The organism is Mariprofundus sp. NF, from assembly GCF_013387455.1.
Classification (GTDB): Bacteria; Pseudomonadota; Zetaproteobacteria; order Mariprofundales; family Mariprofundaceae; genus Mariprofundus.
On sequence record NZ_VWNC01000001.1, the window covers coordinates 475,955 to 495,471 of the forward strand.

Consider the following 19,517-nt stretch of genomic DNA (forward strand, 5'->3'; position numbering starts at 1 on the left):
TCGCTTAACCATGCAGAGCCTTAACTCTGTAAACTGGATCAACGTCCTGCTGGTGATCGTGCTGACATCGTTTGCAACGATGTTTGCCATGGCTAATCTGACGCCGATTCAGCTTCACTTCCTCGGGGTCAGTAGTGGCTCTGTTCCACTCTATATCCCTGTCTTTACTGCTTTCATGCTTGGCTTCTTTGGCGGCGTGCTGGCGCTGACCTTTTCACGACGCAAACATAAACATGAGATATCCAGGCTTAAGCAGGAGAATGAGCGCCTGCAGCGTGAAGTGGATAATCTGCGGAATATCCCGCTGCAAGACGACGTATGAATACACTGCTGTTAGCCATTACCGCCATTGCGCTGGTGGTGCTGGTGGCGCTGGTGCTGCGGCCGCTACAGGAGCAGGAGCAGCCTGAACCTGAAGAGGATGAGCGTATCTCGCCACTGCTGCGCGGCATCAATTATCTTCTCTCCGATGAACCCGACCTTGCCCTGCAGGAGATGGTGCAGGTGGCACGACTGCGCTCTGAAGCGGCCGATGTCTATATGGCGCTCGGTGAGATGTTTCGCTCCAAAGGTGAGATTGGACGTGCGGTTCGTATCCATCAGAATCTGTTGGCACGACCTGATCTGCCGCGCTCCCTGCATCTGCAAGCGCATCTGGCACTTGCTCTGGATTTCCAGACAGGAGGCTTGCTTGATCGTGCCCTGATGCAGTATCAGAAGGCGCTGGATATTCGCTCTGATCATGCCGGAGCCCTTGAGGCGAGCCTGAGGATTCGGGAGCAGAGTAGTGAGTGGCTGCTGGCTGAAGAGCTGCTCTCCCGACTTGAACGGGTTCGTAATACCTCCTATAGCTCACACCGTGCATACCTTTTTTCAGAGATGGCCAGCCAGTGTTGCCAAGACAGAGATCAGGATGGCGCGGCAGAGTATGCAGCCAGAGCGCTGGAACTTGATTCGGCCTGCGCACCTGCCCGTATGGTTGAGATTGAGCTGGCACTGCAGGCGACTGATGATCAGGCCGCAGAGACGGGTATTCATGCCTTATGGGAGCACTCCCGCGAACATTTTCCGCTGGTGATATCCCTGCTGCTTGAATATGAAAAATTCTATAAAAAACGCGCTGTCGATCTGTTGCGGGCGTTTAGTCTGCAGGGCAGAGATGCTGAATTGGTGCTGGCATGGCTGGAAGCGGTGGCCAACAGTTTTTCACGTCAGCAGGCGATAGAGCTCTGTAGTGAGCTGGCCTTTGTGCCGGGCACACTGCGGGAGTCTCTCAGGCTGCAGGCGTTGATGGGTGAAGAGGCTGATCCACATGCCGAATTTTCGCGGCAGTGGCGTTTGACCGCCAAGAACTACAGTTGTGAAGAGTGCGGTGTTGAAGTGGTTGCGGTGCGCTGGCAGTGCCCGCAGTGCCATGCATGGGGAACACTGCACCCGAAACAGAAGGAGAAGGTTTGATGCAGGATCGGTTGATGGTCGCACTTGATGTGGATGATCGTGAGAAAGCAATGCTTATGCGTGACAGGGTAGGTGATTCGGTGGGCTGGTTGAAGGTGGGTCTGCGCCTGTTTGTTGCTGAAGGGCCTGAGCTTGTACGCGAGTTGAACCGGACCCATAAACTGTTTCTCGATCTGAAATTTCATGATATCCCCAATACCGTTGCGCAAGCCATTGAGAGTGCCGGTGGTCTGGGTGTGGATATGGTCAATGTGCATGCCGGTGGTGGTGAAGAGATGCTGGCTGCCGCAGCAAATGCTGCCAAAGCGTTCCCGAACATGAAGTTGATTGCTGTGACCGTGTTAACCAGTGATCCGATGCCCAAGGCTCAGGCGCGGGAAGTCGCGTTGCAGCGTGCGAAGATGGCGCTGGATGCAGGGCTTGATGGCGTTGTGTGCAGTGTGCATGAAGCCCAAGCCATCAAAGATCTCTGTGGCGAAGATTTTATTACTGTCACCCCGGGCATCCGCTGGGGCGGTCAGGATGTGCAGGATCAGAAGCGGGTTGCAGACCCGGCCTCTGCTATCGCCAATGGTTCCGACTACCTGGTAGTTGGTCGTCCTATACTGCATGCAGAAAACCCTGCTCAGGCTGCTCAGGAAGCTGTGGCGATGATGCAGTCTGCGGCCTGAATTTGTGAATGTTCCTGCTGATTACGAATCGATTCTTGCCCCCTATGCCTGCCGTAGCATCCATTCGCGAGGCCGGGTTTATGATGAGCCTGAATCACCGCATCGAAATGCTTATCAGCGCGATCGTGACCGCATTATTCACTCCGCCTCATTTCGCAGGCTGGAGTACAAAACCCAGGTCTTTGTTAATCATGAAGGCGACCACTACCGCACACGCCTGACCCACTCCATTGAGGTGGCACAGATAGCCCGTTCGGTCTGTCGTTCGATGCATCTGCACGAAGATCTGGCAGAGGCAGTCGCACTTGCTCACGATCTCGGCCATACCCCGTTCGGTCACTCCGGTCAGGATGCACTCGATGAGATGATGAAACCCTATGGTGGTTTTGAGCATAATCGTCAGTCACTACGGGTGGTAGAGCAGCTGGAACATAAATATGCCGCTTTTACAGGCCTGAATCTCAGCTACGAAACCCGCGAAGGCATCGTTAAACATCACTCGGCCTACGACACCCCCAAAAATCGCGATCTGGCCCATTTCAATCTGCATGAGCAGCCACCACTTGAGGCGCAGATCGGTAATCTGGCCGATGAGATCGCCTACAATAACCACGATATCGATGATGGCTATCGCGCTGGCATGCTCACTGTTGATGGCCTTCTGCAGCTGGAGTTGTTTCGCATCCACTACGAGCAGGCGGAGCAGGAGTGCCCCGGTGTCAGTGAACGATTGAAGGTGAATGAGACGGTTCGCCATATGATCAACTTTCTCATTGTTGATGTGATTAAAGAGACGTTGCGACGCATAGATGAGGCTGGCGTAAAGAGTTTTGATGATGTGCGCGCCGCTGCAAAACCACTGGTAAGTTTGAGCAAGCCGGTTCGCCAGATGAACGGTGAGATGAAAAAGTTCCTCTTCAAAAATATGTATCGCCACTACCGTGTCGCACGCATGTCCAACAAGGCAGAGCGGGTCATTCGCGAAATTTTTGAAGTCTACATGTTGCATCCCGCCATGTTGCCGGAGAATCAGCAGTTTGAACTTGAGGCTGCAACTGCACTGGCAGATGGTGGTCTGACTCCCAAACGGCAGGCAAGAATCATCGCCGATTACATCGCAGGCATGACAGACCGCTATGCACTCGAAGAGTACGAACGCCTCTTCAACGTCAGCGCCCGCCCGTAGTTCACTTCGTTTAGCGTTTCAACGGGAACTTACTCCATGGAATTGATTGCACTTGGTTTTGATGGTTGGTTTGAAGAACAGGCCAACGAGCTGTCTGAGCCGGGGCAGAGCATTGCTCGGGTGATCGCGGTAGATAGAGAGAGGTGCATCGTCAATGATGGGCAGAGAGATACTCCTGCAGTTCTGCCGGGCAAGTTCCTGCATGAGATTGAATCACCCGTTGATTATCCGTGTGTTGGCGATTGGGTCAGCATAGAACAGCATGACGAAGGTGATTTCGCGACTATTCACTCCATTCTGAAAAGAAAGACGCTGTTGCGTCGGCAGGCTGCGGGCAGGGATATCGAGGCCCAGATGATCGCTGCCAATATTGATGCGGCCTTCATAGTCCAGTCATGCCACTTCGATTTTAATATCCGCAGGCTTGAACGATACCTGGTGATGGTTAACGAAGGTCAAATTGAGCCGGTGATTCTTCTTAGTAAGACAGACCTGATAAGTGCAGATGAGTTGGAGCTATTGATTGCTAACATTCGCACTGCAGGCATTCACACTGAAATCATTGCCCTGAGCAGTGTGACCGGCAGCGGTATTGAGCAGGTCAGGGAGCTTATGGCCACCGGGAAAACCTACTGCCTGCTTGGCTCTTCCGGTGTAGGCAAAACCACACTGATCAATCAACTTTTAGGCAATGCTGAACTGGAAACCAGAGCGGTTAGCGGCACAGGTGAAGGTCGACATACAACGACGCGCCGTCAACTTATAATGCTTGAAGACGGTGCGATGTTGATCGATATGCCCGGCATGCGAGAGCTGGGCATGATCAGTGGCGGTGACGGCATAGATAACAGTTTTAGTGATGTTGTGGCACTTTCAGTAAATTGTCGCTTTGCAAACTGTAGCCATAGCAATGAACCCGGTTGCGCGATATTAACGGCAATAGAGCGTGGTGAGTTGAGTGAAGAGCGCTTTCAGAGCTACCTGAAGCTCAATAAAGAGTCAGATTTTTATGAGATGTCTAATCTCGAAAAGCGCAACAGGGACAAGGCCTTCGGTCGAATGGTCAAATCAGCAAAGAAGCATAAAGCTAAGCATTGAATGTCAGCTACTGCTGTCAGTTCAAATGTGCATTCGAAACAGTGAAGCTGTGCGTCTATTTCCCTAATATGCGAGAGAAGAAACCGCCGGATTTTTTGGGTTCGGCTTTCTTGCTTGCTTCGATAAGGATGACCGAGATGTTGTCCGGGCCACCGGCTGCGTTGGCGAGGCGAATCAGTTCATCGGCTGCTTTGTTCATGTCTTTGCCGTGGCGGGTGAGGGTCTGCTCAATAATCTCATCGGAAACCACATCGGTGAGGCCATCGGAACACATCAGATAGAGATCACCGGAAAATACTGTGTCTTCCACAATGTCGGGATCGACACCTTTGCCTACACCAAGGGCGCGGGTAACCAGGTTTTTGATGGTGGAGTTGCGGGCATCTTGAGCGGTAACAAGGCCGCGACGCACCTGTTCATGGATCAGTGAGTGATCTTCGGTGACATGGGTCAGTTCACCATCACGCTGACGGTACATGCGCGAATCACCAACATGGGCTGCGGTGATGCGGTCACTGTAGAAAACGGCAACCAGAACGGTGGTGCCCATGCCTGCGCATCCAGCTTTTTTCTGCGCTGTGTCGTAGATCGAGTCGTTGGCATGGCGGATAGCGTTGCGCACCAGAATCGATTCGCTGGTGAAGCCGGTCTCACTATCAATCTGGGCGGCAGGGATATCGAGAACTTTGGCTTTAACTTCATTGGTGATGATCTCAACAGCCATGGCGCTGGCTACTTCACCGGCACTGTAGCCGCCCATACCATCAGCCAGTACGGCGATGCCATGCGTAGGCGTGGTGCCGACAAAATCTTCGTTATGTTTGCGCCGGATACCGACATCGGTTTTGGCTAACATCTTTAATTTCATCATCAGCTGCCTCCCTGGCTTCTGCTCTCTTGCAGGCACTGCTGGATGCGATCAAGTGCCTCACCGGCTGAACCGATACGCTGGTCAGCTTTTTTGGCGAGCAGGCTGTTAATAAGATCTGCGACACTGTCGGGTGTGTCAGTATTGAGCTTGCGCACATCCACATGAGGCTCTTTAGCGATTTTGAACATCAGTTTGGAAATTGATTCGGCCTTAAAGGGGCGAGCACCTGCCACCATCTCATAGAGCATTACACCAAGGGAGAAGAGGTCGGAGCGGCCATCAATCGGTTTGCCGGAGAGCTGTTCCGGAGACATATAGGATGGGGTGCCAAGCACGGTACCCGCCTTACTTTTGCTTGATTCGGTAATGTGGGCGATGCCGAAGTCGGTCACCTTCACCGCTTTGTTTTTCAGAATCATGATGTTGGCCGGTTTAATGTCACGGTGAATGACGCCGTTATTGTGGGCGTATTGCAGTGCTTCGGCGACCTTGGCGATGATTTTCAGGGTCGTGGGAATCGGCAGGGTTTTGCCCTCTTTGGTGTAGGGGATGAGATCGATGCCATCGAGATACTCCATGGCGATATAAGCCAGATCATGTTCATCACCGGCATCAAAGATGGTGACAATATTGGGATGATTGAGCATGCCGGCAATCTCAGCCTCGTGGAAGAAGCGCTCTTTCACCTCTTCCAGCTGATCAGGTTCAAACTCTTTGGAGAGTGCGAGTGTTTTGATGGCAACCTGACGATTGATTTTAGGGTCTCTGCCCAGATAGACAGTGCCCATCGCACCTTTACCCAGCTCGCTGAGAATCTCATAGCGGCCAAGGGTCGGTTTATTATCACCGCTTGCCAGCAGGCTCGATATACCGGCATTGGAGCCTTTGTCGGAGAGGGTGTCGCGAGCATTTTTGGCGCTGATAATGCGGGTCTGAATATCGCGGAAGGTGCTGTTGTGCGTTGCCATATGCTGGTAGACGCTGATGGCATCATCAAACTGGCGTTTACGTTCAAAGGCCAGACCGAGATCATAAAGAATGGCGAGCATATCTTCATTCATCGGGCAGGTGAGGAACTTCGCATAGGCATTTTCCAGCATGCCCTGACTCTGAAAGGAGAGTCCCAGCATCTTATTGGTTTCATTGGGGTCGCTTGCCGAGGTTGGCTGCTTCTCTTTGATCACCAGATACTGTTTAAGGCTGATGCCGAGCTGCCCGACAATTAGTAGCAGGCAGCTGATGGCCATGTGAATCCAGAGGCTGAGCGCAGATATGAAAATATAGCCTGTTATCAGCAGGGTTAAGCTTATCGCAACGGTGGCAATGACACCGACCAGTGGTGTGAGGCGTGGCAGTAGCAGGGTCAGGTAGAGGCCGACCAGCAGCAGAAGTGCCAACTCGGCATAGGTCGACCAGTCCGGGCGAATAACAGACTCCTCTTTGAGGATGCTCTGCAGGGCGTGGGCGGTAAATTCACTGCGGGACATATTCTCTTTCAGTGGCGTATCTACGCTGTTGGCCGAGCTGCCAATCAGAACGATTTTACCTTTAAAAAGATTGCCAGGGATGCTGCCGGAAAGAAGCTGCGAGATTTTGTAGCTGGTGAAGCTGGTGCCGCTGTTGTCTGCATGGAAGGCAGGAAAAATGCGCAGTTGCTTGTCGGTCGTCACATTTATTGCACCAAGTTCGATATCGGTGCCGAGATTCAAGCGTACGTCACTCAACGGAATATTCATCGCACCTGCAGCCAGTGAAAGCGCCATGGATGGATAATATTGACTGGAAAAGGCTACAGCCAGAGGTAAGGAGCGAAGTGTCTCATTCTGGTCGACTGGAAGATTAAAGTGGCCAAAGCCCGCCGCGCCTTCTGATAAGCTGTTATAAGGATGGCGAAGCATGAATGCATTCAATGGCGAAGCACTGCTGTTGCTGAAATTGATCTGTCTGATAGCCGAACGCCGGATATAGTTAGGGGCAAGGATGTTGCTTTGGCTCTCTTCGCTGGAAAAGTCAAAATAGAGTGGCAGCAGGATATTGCCTGCCAGATGAACCTTTTCGGCCAGAATATCTTTTTGAGCGCCCTCGCTGGCGGGTTTGAATTCGGCTTCACTGTAGAGCATATCCAGTGCAATCAGTTTCGTGCCGGCATTGGAGAGCTTTTCTATCGCGGAGGCTAGACTGCTCTGGGGTAGCTGGTCGCTGCCTTTCTGATCAACGTCGATAAGTACAATGCGATCATCTACCGGCAGCCTGTTTGTGCTGGCGGTGAAATCATAAAGGACGTTATCGAAGCTCTGAAAAGGGGAGAGCTGGCTGCTGTATCCGATCAGTGTGAGTAGAGAAACCAGAAGACCAATAAACCAGTCTGATTTCCAGATAGTGCCATAGCTCAAAAACAGTTCCCCTTAATGGTATTCGCGCACTGGGAGTGCTGATCTGGTCATGATTTCCCGGCAATCCACGGATGGATTGCCAAACCGGACAGAGTAAGTGTCTGGTTTGTAAGCAACAATAAAACCACGGCAATGATTCTTGCAAAATGATTTTTTGGCATAAGCCAATTAATCAGTATCTCCCTAGCGATCAGGCATATTGGCGATAATGGCTAACTGATGCAATAGCGAGGGTAATATTCCCTGCACAACGGCCTCTGAAATTATCGTTGATTATGCTGTTGACAGGGCAGGGGTCGCTCACTACGGTTCGGCCTCGATTTTCCCTGATAGTTCAGTTGGTAGAACGGTGGACTGTTAATCCATATGTCGCAGGTTCGAGTCCTGCTCAGGGAGCCATATAAGAGTCTCATAACGACTCATGAAGCCTGTAAGCCTTGTGTTTGCAGGCTTTTTTTATTTACCCAAAGTCTCAGAAAGTCTCACACCGTCACAGGAAATGCCGTAAAAACGACGGTACAAAGCACGGTATATGATTCTAATTCGGTTTAGAGACTAAATTTATACCGTGTATCGTACCGCCCATTCAGAGGTGTGATATGCTATTAACTGACAAAGAAGTGCAAAACAAAAGGCTGCCTGAAGGTAAAAAACAGCTAAAATTGAGAGATGGAAATGGCTTATATTTGTTGATCAATAAGTCAGGTAAATATTGGCATTATGACTATAAGATAAATGGCAATAGAAAGACCTATTCATTTGGCACATATCCGGCAATTCCACTGGCTGGTAAGAAGGTCAGTGCTGGGTACTCAAAAGGTGCGAGAGATTTCCTTGTTGAGGTCAAAGCATTAATCAAACAAGGCATTGATCCGAGTTTGAAGAAGCAAGAGGACAGGCAGCTTGAGGTTGCAAAAGCCACAGCCAAGAAGAAACAGGCGAAGGCTGAAAAAGATACTTTTGAGAAAGTCGCAAGACGGTGGTGGAAGCTCCAAACGTATTGGTCATCTAAACATGCACGGACGGTCTTGGGGCGATTAGAAAGCCACACGTTTCCGTGGATAGGTAATATACCTGTTAATCAGTTAACCAAAGGTAATATTACAGAATCACTTCAACATATGGTTGATGCTAATGTATATGTGGTTGCGGACAGAGTTCATGGTTACATCACGAATGTCTTAGAGTTCGCAGAGGATCATGATCTTATCGAAGCTGCCAAGATTCCGAAAAAGCGAAATATTATTCCTGCCCGCAAAGCAAAACCAACTAAGGCGATCACTGAATCCAAACGGATCGGTGAACTCATGAGGGCCATTGATGGATATAAGGGTACTACTGTTGTTTGTGCGGCATTGAAGCTATTGCCTTTGCTTGCTGTGAGGACTGGTGAACTCAGGCATGCACACTGGGCCGAAATGGACCTTGGTAATGCCTTGTGGACTGTTCCTGCTCCCAATAGAAAATTGAAAGAAGAATTCAAGTTAAATCCAGAGAATGTTCACTATGTCCCTTTGTCGAAACAGGCTGTCGAGTTGCTAAAGGAACTATGGCACTGGACAGGGCGCGGTAATCACGTTTTCCCAAGCAACAGGGGTGATAGCCGCCCGATGAGTGAAAATACGATTAACGGGGCTCTGAGTGCGCTTGGATTTAAAGAAGAGATGACCGGTCATGGTACGCGTACGATGTTCAGTACCATCCTTAATGCTGATGGCTTCAATCCCGATGCGATTGAAACGCAATTGCAGCACAAGAGTAAGGATTCAATCCGTGCAACATACAACCGCGCAACATACAGAGAAGAGCGCGAAATGATGATGCAATATTGGGCCGATTGGCTGGACGGAATCAGAAAAAAATGAACACTTCAATCATGCGCCTCATAAAAGCCCCGCTTTGTCGCATGACTACTGACAGCCGGAACAGGCCGTTCGTTTTGGTTTATTAGTGCGGAATCAGCAATGCAAAAAACACCTTAATTTATAAAACCGATTGACAGTCGGTTTTATGTTCTCATTATAGGCAATCAGCAAGATGCATGTCCTACAAGGAGAACTCATCAGTGAAACGACAAAACCTTGGCGAATTAGAAATGGCTGTCTTGGAGCACCTTTGGGTTGCGGAATCAGGAGATGCTAAGGGTGTTCATAAAAGTATAGGCACTGAGCGAGGGATTTCGCTAAATACTATTCAGTCCACCTTAGAACGATTATTCAGAAAGCAGCTTTTAAGTCGTGAGAAGGTCAGTCATTCATATATTTATACGCCATCGGTTCAACGCGGTGAGCTCATGACTCAACTCATCGGTGATGTGGTTGAAACGCTGTCTGATGGAAAAACTGATTATTTATTGTCCGCGTTTATCGATTATGCTGCACGGGAAGATGAATCCAGTCTTGACCGTTTGGAGCAATTGATCGCACAACGTCGAGCGGAAATAGAAAAATGAGCAACTACGTTGGGGTGCTCCAACTTGGACTTTTTGCAAGCATAGGCTTTGCTGTTCTGGTAGCTGTTGTTAGTGCGGTCATCTACCCGTTTGCCAGACAGCGACTGGCGAAGTTGCCACCTCAATTACGCTCTAACATCCTGCTTGGCTGGTTGGTTGCACCGGCCTTCATAGGGGGAGTGCTGAGTCTTCTAAGCTTCATGCCCTCACTTATTAGCCTTTTTGGTTTTGTTCCCGATCATTGCAGTGTCCATGATGGGCACTTACACCTTTGCTTGATTCACCCACCTCTACCAGTAGATAGCAGTATTCTTCAGTTCTTTCTTGTCACATTGGTTGGAGTAACTATTTATTTTATTGGAATTTCAATTTTTGATCTCTTACGTGCACATAAGTTTCAACGGACACTGATGGCGGCAAGTTATCCTCATGAAACGTATCCTATTCGTATAGTCGATTGGGACATGCCATTAGCCTTATCAGCGGGAATTCGCCGTATGAGGGTATTCATATCTTCTCAACTTGTGGAAACCTTATCTCCGAAACAGTTGGAGGTAGTGATTGCTCATGAGCAAGCTCATTTAAGTCGTAGAGATCCATTGCGGCATTTTATTGCGCATGCTTTCTCTTTCGCCCATATCCCCTGGCTGCGAAAAGGCCTGTTGATGGACTTTGATCTTGCCACGGAACAAACATGTGATGACCTGGCTGCAACTAAAACAGGTGGAAGGTTACATGTCGCTGACACTATTCTTGCTGTTGAGCGTTTATTCATTATGCGGCGACTTCCATCCATGGTGATGTCAATTTCGGGCAGTAATATTACTGCACGCGTGGAATCTCTTTTGGCTCAGCCTCCTGTTTATAGATCGGTATCAAGAAGTTATATGAACATCCTTGGTATAGGAGTCATGATTGGGGCGTTTGCCATAATGAATGACCTTCATCATTTCACTGAATCAATTCTCCAACTCATGACAGGGCATATGTAAATGTCACTAATAAAAAGAGCACTGCCGATCAATATAGCGCTAACTCTCACTCTACGGAGAAATATGCATGAAGAGCTTAACAATAATAATCCACACAGATGATCAACAGGATTTGACTAATCAACTGCGTACGATTGAACAGGTAGAAGGGTTTACGCTAAACCATATAGAAGGTCATGGGATTGAATCCGAACGTGACCCCTTTCTGTCGGCGCGTGATGATGTGGTAGGAGCCAGCCCACGAGTGCGGGTAGACATCGTTCTGGAAGACAGTGATTTAGACACTGTGCTTAATGTCCTTCGAGATGCGAAAGAGAATGGCAAGATGAATGATGCCTATTATTGGGTTTCACCCGTAGAACAAGAGGGGCATCTATAATGGGTTTAAACATCAGAAATATATTTTCTAGCCCTAAGCTCATGTCTCTATTGGTGGGTATGCTAACAGTCGGCCTGATATCACAAGTAGCATACGCTCACGGCATGTCTGAAGCTGATAAGCAGGCAATTATTGATGGTGGGAACTTACTCTATATGTGGATTGGTGCGACACATATGCTATCGGGTTATGACCACCTTGCCTTTGTGTTTGGCATCATCTTTTTCCTGAGTAATTTCCGCGACATTGTTAAATATGTCTCTGCATTTACCATCGGCCATAGCATCACCCTGATCTATGCCACTTTTAATGGGGTTCAGCTCAATTACTTTCTCATCGATGCAGTGATTGCCTTGAGTGTCTGTTATATTGCCTTTGCCAACATTGATGGCTTCCGTAAGTACCTGAATATTAATCCACCGAACATGATGTTAATGATTGTAGGTTTGGGCTTGATTCATGGGTTTGGCTTATCCACTCGTTTGCAGGAACTGCCACTAAGTGAAGATAGTCTGTTACTCAACATCATCTCGTTTAATGTGGGGATTGAGTTTGGACAAATTACAGCACTTGCGGTTATGTTGCTGCTCATCGCTGCATGGCGTAAAAGACACTCATTCAAAGCTTTTAGCCTGATTGCAAACTACAGTCTCATCATAGCGGGGGGACTACTATTCCTTATGCAAATGCATGATTTCTCGCATGATGGTGAAAAGGGCAATGTTGCTGTCGCGGCTGAATTGACTCAGCCCATTAAAAGCAATCAAATGAATGCTAAACAAGACACTATTACGGTCACCGTCCCTGCCAGAGGTGATGTTGAATACAAACTTATACTTACTAAAGGCGCATCGCTGCAATATTCATGGAAAACAGATGGTGCCGAGCTTTTCTTTGATTTTCATGGCGAGCCGAAAGGTGATGAGACTGGTTACTTTGAAAGCTACAGTAAGAGTACAGAGAGTGTTTTAAGTGGTTCTTTGGTAGCACCCTTTGAGGGAACCCATGGCTGGTATTGGAAAAACAACACTCAGTCACCTGTTCGTGTCGTACTGGAAATCAAAGGGGCTTATCAACTAAAGCAGAAACCAATGCCAATTTTGCCAGAAGAGATTCCGGCTCCAAAAGTCCACGATAGTCTTTGATTAAGGATAGGAGAGCTACTACATGCACTTAAAAGCACTATTGATAGGTTTCATCGCATTATTATTTTCACTCTCCATTACGGCATGCTCCGATCATGGGCATGACCATGGAGATCCTCACGGCCATAGCCATGAATCAGCGACTCAACAGCAACCAGAACTAAGCCCCACAACTCACGATAACATTGATTAATAACAGGAGAAGCATATGAACATAAAAACATTTATTTTTGCACTTTCGTTAATATTGTCACCATTGACTGCTTTGGCAGGCGGTGGCCATGGTCACTCTCATGGGCCAGCTCTAATCAGCCAAAGCCAAGCAGAGTCGGTTGCAGCAGGCCGTGTTATGATGCTAATCGAACAAGAGAAAATTGATAAAAACTGGAAGTCAGCAAAAGCTTCATCGGCTGAAAAGAAAATGAATGGTAATCAAACTGAGTGGTTAGTCACATTTAAAAATAGCCAAGTAGCGGATTCAGCCAAGGATACACTTTATATCTTCCTAAGCTCTACAGGCGATTATATTGCGGCAAACTTTACGGGCAAATAGAACATGAGCGCTCAATCAGATTGGGATGCCTCTATATTTGAGGTGCCTCAACCTTACTTATGTAAGGCGATAAATGAATTTGATGTTTATTAAGTCATTTGGCCAGGATATCTGGAACATGATACTGACTAGAAATTCTAAGTGTTCTTGCTTCAGCTAACATCAGTCATTACCTTGTCTGCATGCGCTCGTTAGCACTTATGGCCTTCTTGGCTCTGCAGTTGTCCGTTTTTACATGTGGATTCGATATCCATGTGCATGCAGCGGGTATCGATGAGGGACATGTTGCTGAACATCTCCATGATGATGGTGCAGATCATGAAGAAGAGTCTCATGACCATGGATGCCATGTTCATGCGTCGCATTCGTTCACAATGACTAAAGTTGAAAAGGTTGACTCGGTTTTAGACGTTTCAATAATTCAACAGTTCAAATTGGCAGGATTTCATATGAAAGACCTGTCGTTCTTAATAGAGCACCCCCCAAAGCTACAGTACTGCTGATTATCTGATTTAGTGGCATAAGACAGTCTAAATAGGCTGTGCCTGTTTCATTCAAATTAGAGATCAGCCTTCCCCAATCAATTCAATAATAACACAGGGGGAAACTGTGCGAATACGTTTTTTAATAACAGGAATGCTGTTATGCATTTACCCGTCACATGCGAATGCTGTGACGTTGAACGAAGCAATGGATACTGCCCTTGAGCAGCATCCCTTGTTGAGGATCTCAAATACCCAAATTGAAGGGGCACAAGGCGAGCTACAGGAGCAGAGGGCTTATGCATACAACCCTGAGCTTTCAGTGGAGCCTCAACGACGGAGACTCAATGGAGGTGGCTCATCTAATGATTATTACGTCACCCTGTCTCAGGGTATTGAATTAGGTGGAAAGCAAGGATATCGGGAGAGATCAGCTCAAGCTGCATTAGAGGCTACAAAGCTCGAATTCGGAGTAAACCGCCATCGTATCATGGTAGATGCAGCAAGGGCATTGGTTGCACTGTATTTCTCCAAACGAGAACTGTTGTGGCGAAACCAGCAGTCGTTAACACTACTGCAGTTAAATAAAGCTGTGAGTAGACAGATGGAGGTTGGAGAGGCTAACCAACTGGATGTAAATCTGGCCAAGTCTTCTTTGACTCAAGCTATTCATGCCGAAGCTTTGGCAAAACAGCAGCACGCAATGAACGTGTCCAAATATCTAATGGCAACAGGTGAATCCAGCGTGCCAAATGATATACAGGTTGAATTACCTAAACTTTTGGTTGGGTGGGAGCCTTTATCTGACCCGATAGAAACTGCTATGAACTCTCGGTCAGAAATCAAAGCCAAGAGGCAGCGCCTAGCCCAATACTCAGCCAAATCAGATTTAGCAAAGGCCCAACGTATTCCTGATGTAACTGTAGGCATAACTGCCGGACGTGAATCGGGAGATCAGCTCTATTCTCTAGGTTTTACGGTGCCGATTCCTGTTCTGAATAACCATAATGGAGCTTATAGGGCTGCAATGTCTCAAGCTACTGCGCAACAAGCTGAACTGGAATGGCTTGAGAAACGCGTGAAGCTCGAAGTGCAGGAAGCGATATACAATCATGGTACAGCCATGCGGGCTGTCTTAGCGGTCAATGAAGTAGAAAAAACTGATGTCTCCAAGGATAATATTTCTTTGGCCAAAGCTGCATTTGATTCTGGTGAACTTAATATCGAAGAGCTTGTTGTACACATTAATCAAATCCTTGAATCACGTATCAACTCTGCAGCCATTCTTCAACAAGGTTGGATGGCACGCATCCGCCTTGCAGAAGTGCTTGGACATCCAGAATATATTCTCGAAGGAAACAAATAATGAAAACTCTAATCACTTTAATTGCGACATTCACATTGTTGTTGAGTGTTCCCGTATTTGCTGAAGATGATGGACACAATCATGATGAAGCTGGTCACACCCAAAATGGAGATGGCGGCCACAAAGAAGATGGTCAGCATGAAGAAGATGGAGATGTTATCAAGCTGACGCCTACTCAGATTAAACAGGCAGGCATTGAATCAAAAGCAGTTTTTCTCCGACCTAAATTACAAGCTATAAAAGCTCCTGGAAGTGTAACTTTCAATGAGTATAAATTGGCTGATGTCACAACATTGGTTGATGGAGTTGTTCATGCTCGTCATGTGCGCTTAGGAGATGAAGTCAAAAAAGGTAAAAAACTTGTAACTATCACCAGTTCAACTCTGGCGCAGGCAGAAGCTGAATACCTAAGAGCTGAAGCAGAACATCGTAAAAGTAAACTTGATCTAAAACGCATTGAAGGTTTAGCAAAAGAAAAGATTGTTTCTCAGGCACGCCTTCAACAGTCAACAAGTATTCATCAGGCTGCACATGCAAATTTGGCTGCAGCTCGCGCTACACTGGCATCCAACGGATTATCCAGTGGGAAGATTGATGCGCTTATTAATTTAAAACAATATGGTCAGCTAACACTTTATGCCCCAAGCTCAGGAACGATTGTCTCCGATGATTTTCGTTTAGGGCAGCACATTGCTGCGGGGACACTTCTACTTCAGGTCGCTGATGAATCAACGGTCTGGGTTGAAGTGAAATTTTCCCAATCTCAAATGAGTGGTATCAAAGTTGGGCAGTCTGCAGTCGTTACACTGAAAAACAGCCATGCTCGGTTTAAAGGCCGAGTCATCAATATTCGTCATCAGCTTGATCAAACAACACGAACTGTAGGTGTACGCCTTGAAGTTCAGAACTACGAAGATGGTTTGCATCCTGGTATGTTTGTAAATGCAGAGATTGAAGCCGCTAGTGGTGAAGATGCATTGCTATTACCTGATGAGGCCATTCAGAGACAAGGTAGTGAGTTGATTGTGTTTGTTGAGGAAGAACCAGGTCACTTTGAACGCAGAGAGGTCCGAGTTGGTAAGTCAGTAATGGGACTTACCCCTGTCATTGAGGGTATTAAAGAAGGTGATCCTGTTGTTGTGAAGGGTGCATTTGTCCTTTCTTCAGAACTGGCGAAATCCGGTTTTGAAGTCCACAACCATTGAGGTAATGCCAGATGTTTTCAAAATTAATTGATGCGGCGGTAAATAACCGCCTTCTGATTCTATTGTTGTTGCTGGGTTCAATGACTTATGCACTGTTAGTTGTGCCGAAATTGAATCTCGATGCATTTCCTGATGTGACCAATGTTCAGGTACAGATTAATACCGAAGCTGAGGGCTTGGCTTCAGAAGAAGTGGAGCAGTTGATTACCTATCCAATTGAGGCAGTCATGTATGCACTGCCTGAGGTGGAAGAAGTTCGCTCAATTTCCAGAACAGGTCTTTCTATTGTCACAGTTGTATTTAAAGAAGGCACCGATATCTATTTTGCCAGACAGTTAGTGTTCCAAAAACTTCAGGATGCTAGTCAGACTGTACCATCGTGGGCGGGTACTCCAAAAATTGGGCCGAACACTTCAGGCCTTGGCCAGGTATTCCAGTATATTATCAAGTCCTCTCCTGATGCCGATTTTGATGCCCTGACACTTAGGGCGCTTAATGACTGGGTGGTGAAGTTAATGCTAATGCCAGTTGAAGGTGTGACTGACATCCTCTCTTATGGTGGTGAAGTGCGTCAGTACCAGGTGCATGTGAACCCTGAACAACTGCTTTCCTACAGCTTGCATGTAGATGATGTGGCAAAAGCCATTGAGGCTAATAATCGCAATGCTGGTGGCTGGTATTTGCCGCAAGGTGATGAGCAGTTAGTGATTCGCGGTGTGGGCTGGATTCCTGGTGGCGAAAGGGGACTAAAAGCAATTGCCTCAATTCCGGTTAAAACAATAAATGGTACATCTGTTCGAGTGTCTGATGTTGCGACAGTAGCCTTTGGTGGTGAAATTCGTCAGGGCGCAGTCACTATGACTGAGCGAGATGAAGATGGGAAAATAACCTCGCTTGGCGAAGTCGTAGTTGGCATTGTACTAAAGCGCTTTGGTGCCAATACGAAGAACACGATTGATGATGTTAAATCACGATTGGAGATTGTTCAGAAGGCGCTTCCTAATGGCGTTACCATTGAACCATTTTATGATCAGTCTAATTTGATAAACAAGGCAGTCTGGACTGTTGAAAAAGCTCTACTGGAAGCCTTTGTACTGATTATCATAGTACTGTTCCTGTTTTTGATGAATATGCGAGCAGCGACTCTGGTATTGTTATCTGTCCCGCTTTCAGTTCTGGCTGCTTTAGGTGCTATGCAACATTACGGCATTTCAGCCAACCTTATGAGCCTTGGTGGCCTGGCCATTGCCATTGGTATGATGGTCGATGGTTCTGTTGTAATGGTGGAGAACATTTTTAAACATTTAGAAAAACTGCCGGATGAAAACCGTGGTGTTGCACTGCGAATTACTGAGGCTTCGAAAGAAGTCGCTCGTCCAGTGCTGTTTGCCGTACTCATAATCCTCTTGGTATTTACACCTCTGTTTGCCCTTGAGGGTGTGGAAGGGAAAATGTTTACACCAATGGCGCTTTCAATTTCCTTTGCCATGTTTGCTTCATTACTGGTGGCCCTGTTTGTGATGCCAGTATTGGCGACCTATGTGTTTACCAAGGGAGTGGCTCACAAAGAAAGCCCAGTGTTGGCTCCTATTGCTCGTGCTTATCATGGGATGCTTGAATCTGCTCTGAAAGCTCGCAAAGCAGTTGTTGGCGGTGCAGCTATGGCCTTTGTGGTAACTCTTGCCACTGTCCCATTATTGGGCACTGAGTTTGTGCCTGAGTTAGAGGAAGGGACATTAGCCATTCGCATTACATTGGCACCATCATCTTCGCTTGATTATGCCAAGGGCGTTGGTGAAAAGCTGGAACGGGTATTGATCGAGAAATTTCCGGAGGTCACTTATGTTTCGGCTCGAACAGGCCGATCAGAAATTGGTGGCGATCCGGAGCCTGTTTCTAATGTGGAACTGTTCGTTGGTCTTCAGTCTGTTTCAGAGTGGTCAAGTGCCAGTGACAGGGAAGAGCTGCAACAGTTGATGCGTGAGAAGATGGAAGTGGTGCCTGGCATTTTGGTTTCTTTCACCCAACCTATTGCGATGCGAGTGGATGAACTTCTATCCGGGGTTAAGGCAGCACTTGCGATTAAACTATTCGGTCCTGATCTGAAAGTACTTGCAGAAATGGGCAAGAAAATCGAAGTGGTTGCGAAAAGTGTTGAAGGTACCCGCGATGTGGAGATGGAACAAATTGAGGGTGAAGCTCAGCTAGTAGTTCGTCCTGATCGCAGTAAGCTGGATCGTTATGGCATCCCTGTAGATGATGTAATGAGTCTGGTTGCAGATGCTATTGGTGGTGCATCTGCGGGGCAGGTGATTCAGGGCAATGAGCGATATGACATCTATGTACGACTGGCAAAAAACTACCGTCACAATACAGAGTCGATTGGTGGTCTAATTTTACATTCGCCAAGCGGCGCATGGGTGCGCCTTGAAGATGTGGCCTCCATTGGAGTGGAACAAGGTCCCCCCATGATCAAGCGAGATGATGTGCAGCGTCGAGTTGTGATTCAGAGTAATGTGGAAGGTCGTGATATGGGTGGCCTTGTGGCTGAACTAGATCAACGCATTCAAAGTGAAATCGAGTTACCTCCTGGTTATACAGTAGTGTTTGGTGGCCAGTTTGAAAATCAGCAGCGGGCGCAGGCAAAGCTGATGGTCGTGGTGCCTTTATCGTTGTTAATGATCTTCCTGCTGCTTTATTTCGCTTTTCATTCCGTCGGGCAGGCGGCGTTGATTATGCTCAATGTGCCAATGGCTTTGATTGGAGGCATTCTGGCTTTGTTAGTTTCAGGTCAATATCTGTCTGTACCATCTAGTATCGGCTTTATTGCCCTGTTTGGTGTAGCTGTGCTTAATGGCGTTGTGCTGGTTGATGCGATTAATCGCCACCTTGATGAGCATGAACTGAATGATGCTATTCGACATGGTGCTGAGAGCCGTTTAAGACCTGTGCTAATGACAGCCATGATTGCGGCGTTGGGTTTGATCCCATTACTCCTAGCTACAGGTATTGGCTCTGAAATTCAAAGGCCATTAGCAACAGTAGTGGTGGGCGGTCTCATTTCATCGACGCTATTAACACTGTTTGTTTTGCCATGTCTCTATGAACGGTTCAGTTGTAATCGTATTTCATCTAGGAAGCGATGATGAATTGAATGGATTGTGGATAAGAGGTGTACCCTTTGTGTGCATGAAAACACCTTGTATATTAATTACTTACGATTGACATTCGAGATTTCTTTGATATACTGATTAAACGATAATCAA

The 19,517-nt window shown here is 47.4% G+C and carries 16 protein-coding genes and 1 tRNA gene; 15 read left to right on the forward strand and 2 right to left on the reverse strand.

The features are described from left to right. Positions 1 to 10 precede the first annotated feature (10 nt). The 5 genes from F3F96_RS02270 to rsgA are packed head-to-tail and all read left to right on the forward strand — an operon-like array spanning position 11 to position 4,413. A complete protein-coding gene (locus F3F96_RS02270; protein WP_176961613.1) occupies positions 11 to 322 on the forward strand; it encodes a lipopolysaccharide assembly LapA domain-containing protein in 312 nt (103 codons plus the stop codon). Beyond that, the gene (locus F3F96_RS02275) at positions 319 to 1,458 is read left to right on the forward strand and encodes a heat-shock protein (protein ID WP_176961614.1); all 1,140 of its coding nucleotides are present in this window, start codon (positions 319 to 321) and stop codon (positions 1,456 to 1,458) included. The genes F3F96_RS02270 and F3F96_RS02275 overlap by 4 nt, the downstream gene beginning before the upstream one ends. Next, entirely contained in the window at positions 1,458 to 2,129 is a 672-nt protein-coding gene (gene pyrF / locus F3F96_RS02280) for an orotidine-5'-phosphate decarboxylase (protein ID WP_241697596.1), read from the forward strand. Before F3F96_RS02275 ends, pyrF begins: the two co-directional genes overlap by 1 nt. Positions 2,130 to 2,133: 4 nt before the next feature. Next, positions 2,134 to 3,315, forward strand: coding sequence for a deoxyguanosinetriphosphate triphosphohydrolase (locus tag F3F96_RS02285; RefSeq protein ID WP_206675248.1), 1,182 nt, complete (start codon positions 2,134 to 2,136; stop codon positions 3,313 to 3,315). A gap of 36 nt (positions 3,316 to 3,351) precedes the next feature. Further along, entirely contained in the window at positions 3,352 to 4,413 is a 1,062-nt protein-coding gene (gene rsgA / locus F3F96_RS02290) for a ribosome small subunit-dependent GTPase A (protein ID WP_176961615.1), read from the forward strand. Between the two features lie 55 nt (positions 4,414 to 4,468). Here rsgA and F3F96_RS02295 read toward each other — a convergent pair whose 3' ends face one another. Both F3F96_RS02295 and F3F96_RS02300 read right to left on the reverse strand, forming a co-directional pair. Next, positions 4,469 to 5,284 carry a Stp1/IreP family PP2C-type Ser/Thr phosphatase gene (locus tag F3F96_RS02295; protein WP_176961616.1) on the reverse strand — a complete coding sequence of 272 codons (816 nt, stop codon included), beginning with the start codon at positions 5,282 to 5,284 and terminating at the stop codon, positions 4,469 to 4,471. Next, positions 5,284 to 7,677: a serine/threonine-protein kinase gene (locus F3F96_RS02300; RefSeq protein WP_176961617.1), complete on the reverse strand. Its 2,394-nt coding sequence runs from the start codon at positions 7,675 to 7,677 to the stop codon at positions 5,284 to 5,286. The genes F3F96_RS02295 and F3F96_RS02300 overlap by 1 nt, the downstream gene beginning before the upstream one ends. Positions 7,678 to 8,000: 323 nt before the next feature. On the opposite strand from F3F96_RS02300, the gene F3F96_RS02305 reads away from it, so the two are divergent. From F3F96_RS02305 to F3F96_RS02350, 10 genes are all read left to right on the forward strand, one after another. Continuing rightward, a tRNA-Asn gene (locus F3F96_RS02305) sits at positions 8,001 to 8,076 on the forward strand. 200 nt (positions 8,077 to 8,276) lie between these two features. Continuing rightward, the gene (locus F3F96_RS02310; protein WP_176961618.1) at positions 8,277 to 9,542 is read left to right on the forward strand and encodes a tyrosine-type recombinase/integrase; all 1,266 of its coding nucleotides are present in this window, start codon (positions 8,277 to 8,279) and stop codon (positions 9,540 to 9,542) included. A gap of 200 nt (positions 9,543 to 9,742) precedes the next feature. Continuing rightward, complete coding sequence (locus F3F96_RS02315; RefSeq protein WP_370465482.1) at positions 9,743 to 10,129, forward strand: BlaI/MecI/CopY family transcriptional regulator; 387 nt, start codon at positions 9,743 to 9,745, stop codon at positions 10,127 to 10,129. Continuing rightward, entirely contained in the window at positions 10,126 to 11,121 is a 996-nt protein-coding gene (locus F3F96_RS02320) for a M56 family metallopeptidase (RefSeq protein ID WP_176961620.1), read from the forward strand. The genes F3F96_RS02315 and F3F96_RS02320 overlap by 4 nt, the downstream gene beginning before the upstream one ends. A 67-nt stretch (positions 11,122 to 11,188) precedes the next feature. Then, positions 11,189 to 11,500: a DUF3240 family protein gene (locus F3F96_RS02325; RefSeq protein WP_176961621.1), complete on the forward strand. Its 312-nt coding sequence runs from the start codon at positions 11,189 to 11,191 to the stop codon at positions 11,498 to 11,500. A gap of 104 nt (positions 11,501 to 11,604) precedes the next feature. Further along, positions 11,605 to 12,645, forward strand: coding sequence for a HupE/UreJ family protein (locus F3F96_RS02330; RefSeq protein ID WP_206675249.1), 1,041 nt, complete (start codon positions 11,605 to 11,607; stop codon positions 12,643 to 12,645). A gap of 208 nt (positions 12,646 to 12,853) precedes the next feature. After that, positions 12,854 to 13,198: a DUF6488 family protein gene (locus F3F96_RS02335; protein WP_176961622.1), complete on the forward strand. Its 345-nt coding sequence runs from the start codon at positions 12,854 to 12,856 to the stop codon at positions 13,196 to 13,198. 609 nt (positions 13,199 to 13,807) lie between these two features. Further along, on the forward strand, positions 13,808 to 15,046 hold the full coding sequence (locus F3F96_RS02340) for a TolC family protein (protein ID WP_176961623.1): 1,239 nt from the start codon (positions 13,808 to 13,810) through the stop codon (positions 15,044 to 15,046). After that, a complete protein-coding gene (locus F3F96_RS02345; RefSeq protein ID WP_176961624.1) occupies positions 15,046 to 16,251 on the forward strand; it encodes an efflux RND transporter periplasmic adaptor subunit in 1,206 nt (401 codons plus the stop codon). Before F3F96_RS02340 ends, F3F96_RS02345 begins: the two co-directional genes overlap by 1 nt. Before the next feature lie 11 nt (positions 16,252 to 16,262). Continuing rightward, positions 16,263 to 19,397, forward strand: a complete 3,135-nt coding sequence (locus F3F96_RS02350; RefSeq protein WP_176961625.1) for an efflux RND transporter permease subunit — start codon at positions 16,263 to 16,265, stop codon at positions 19,395 to 19,397. The last annotated feature ends 120 nt before the right edge of the window (positions 19,398 to 19,517 follow it).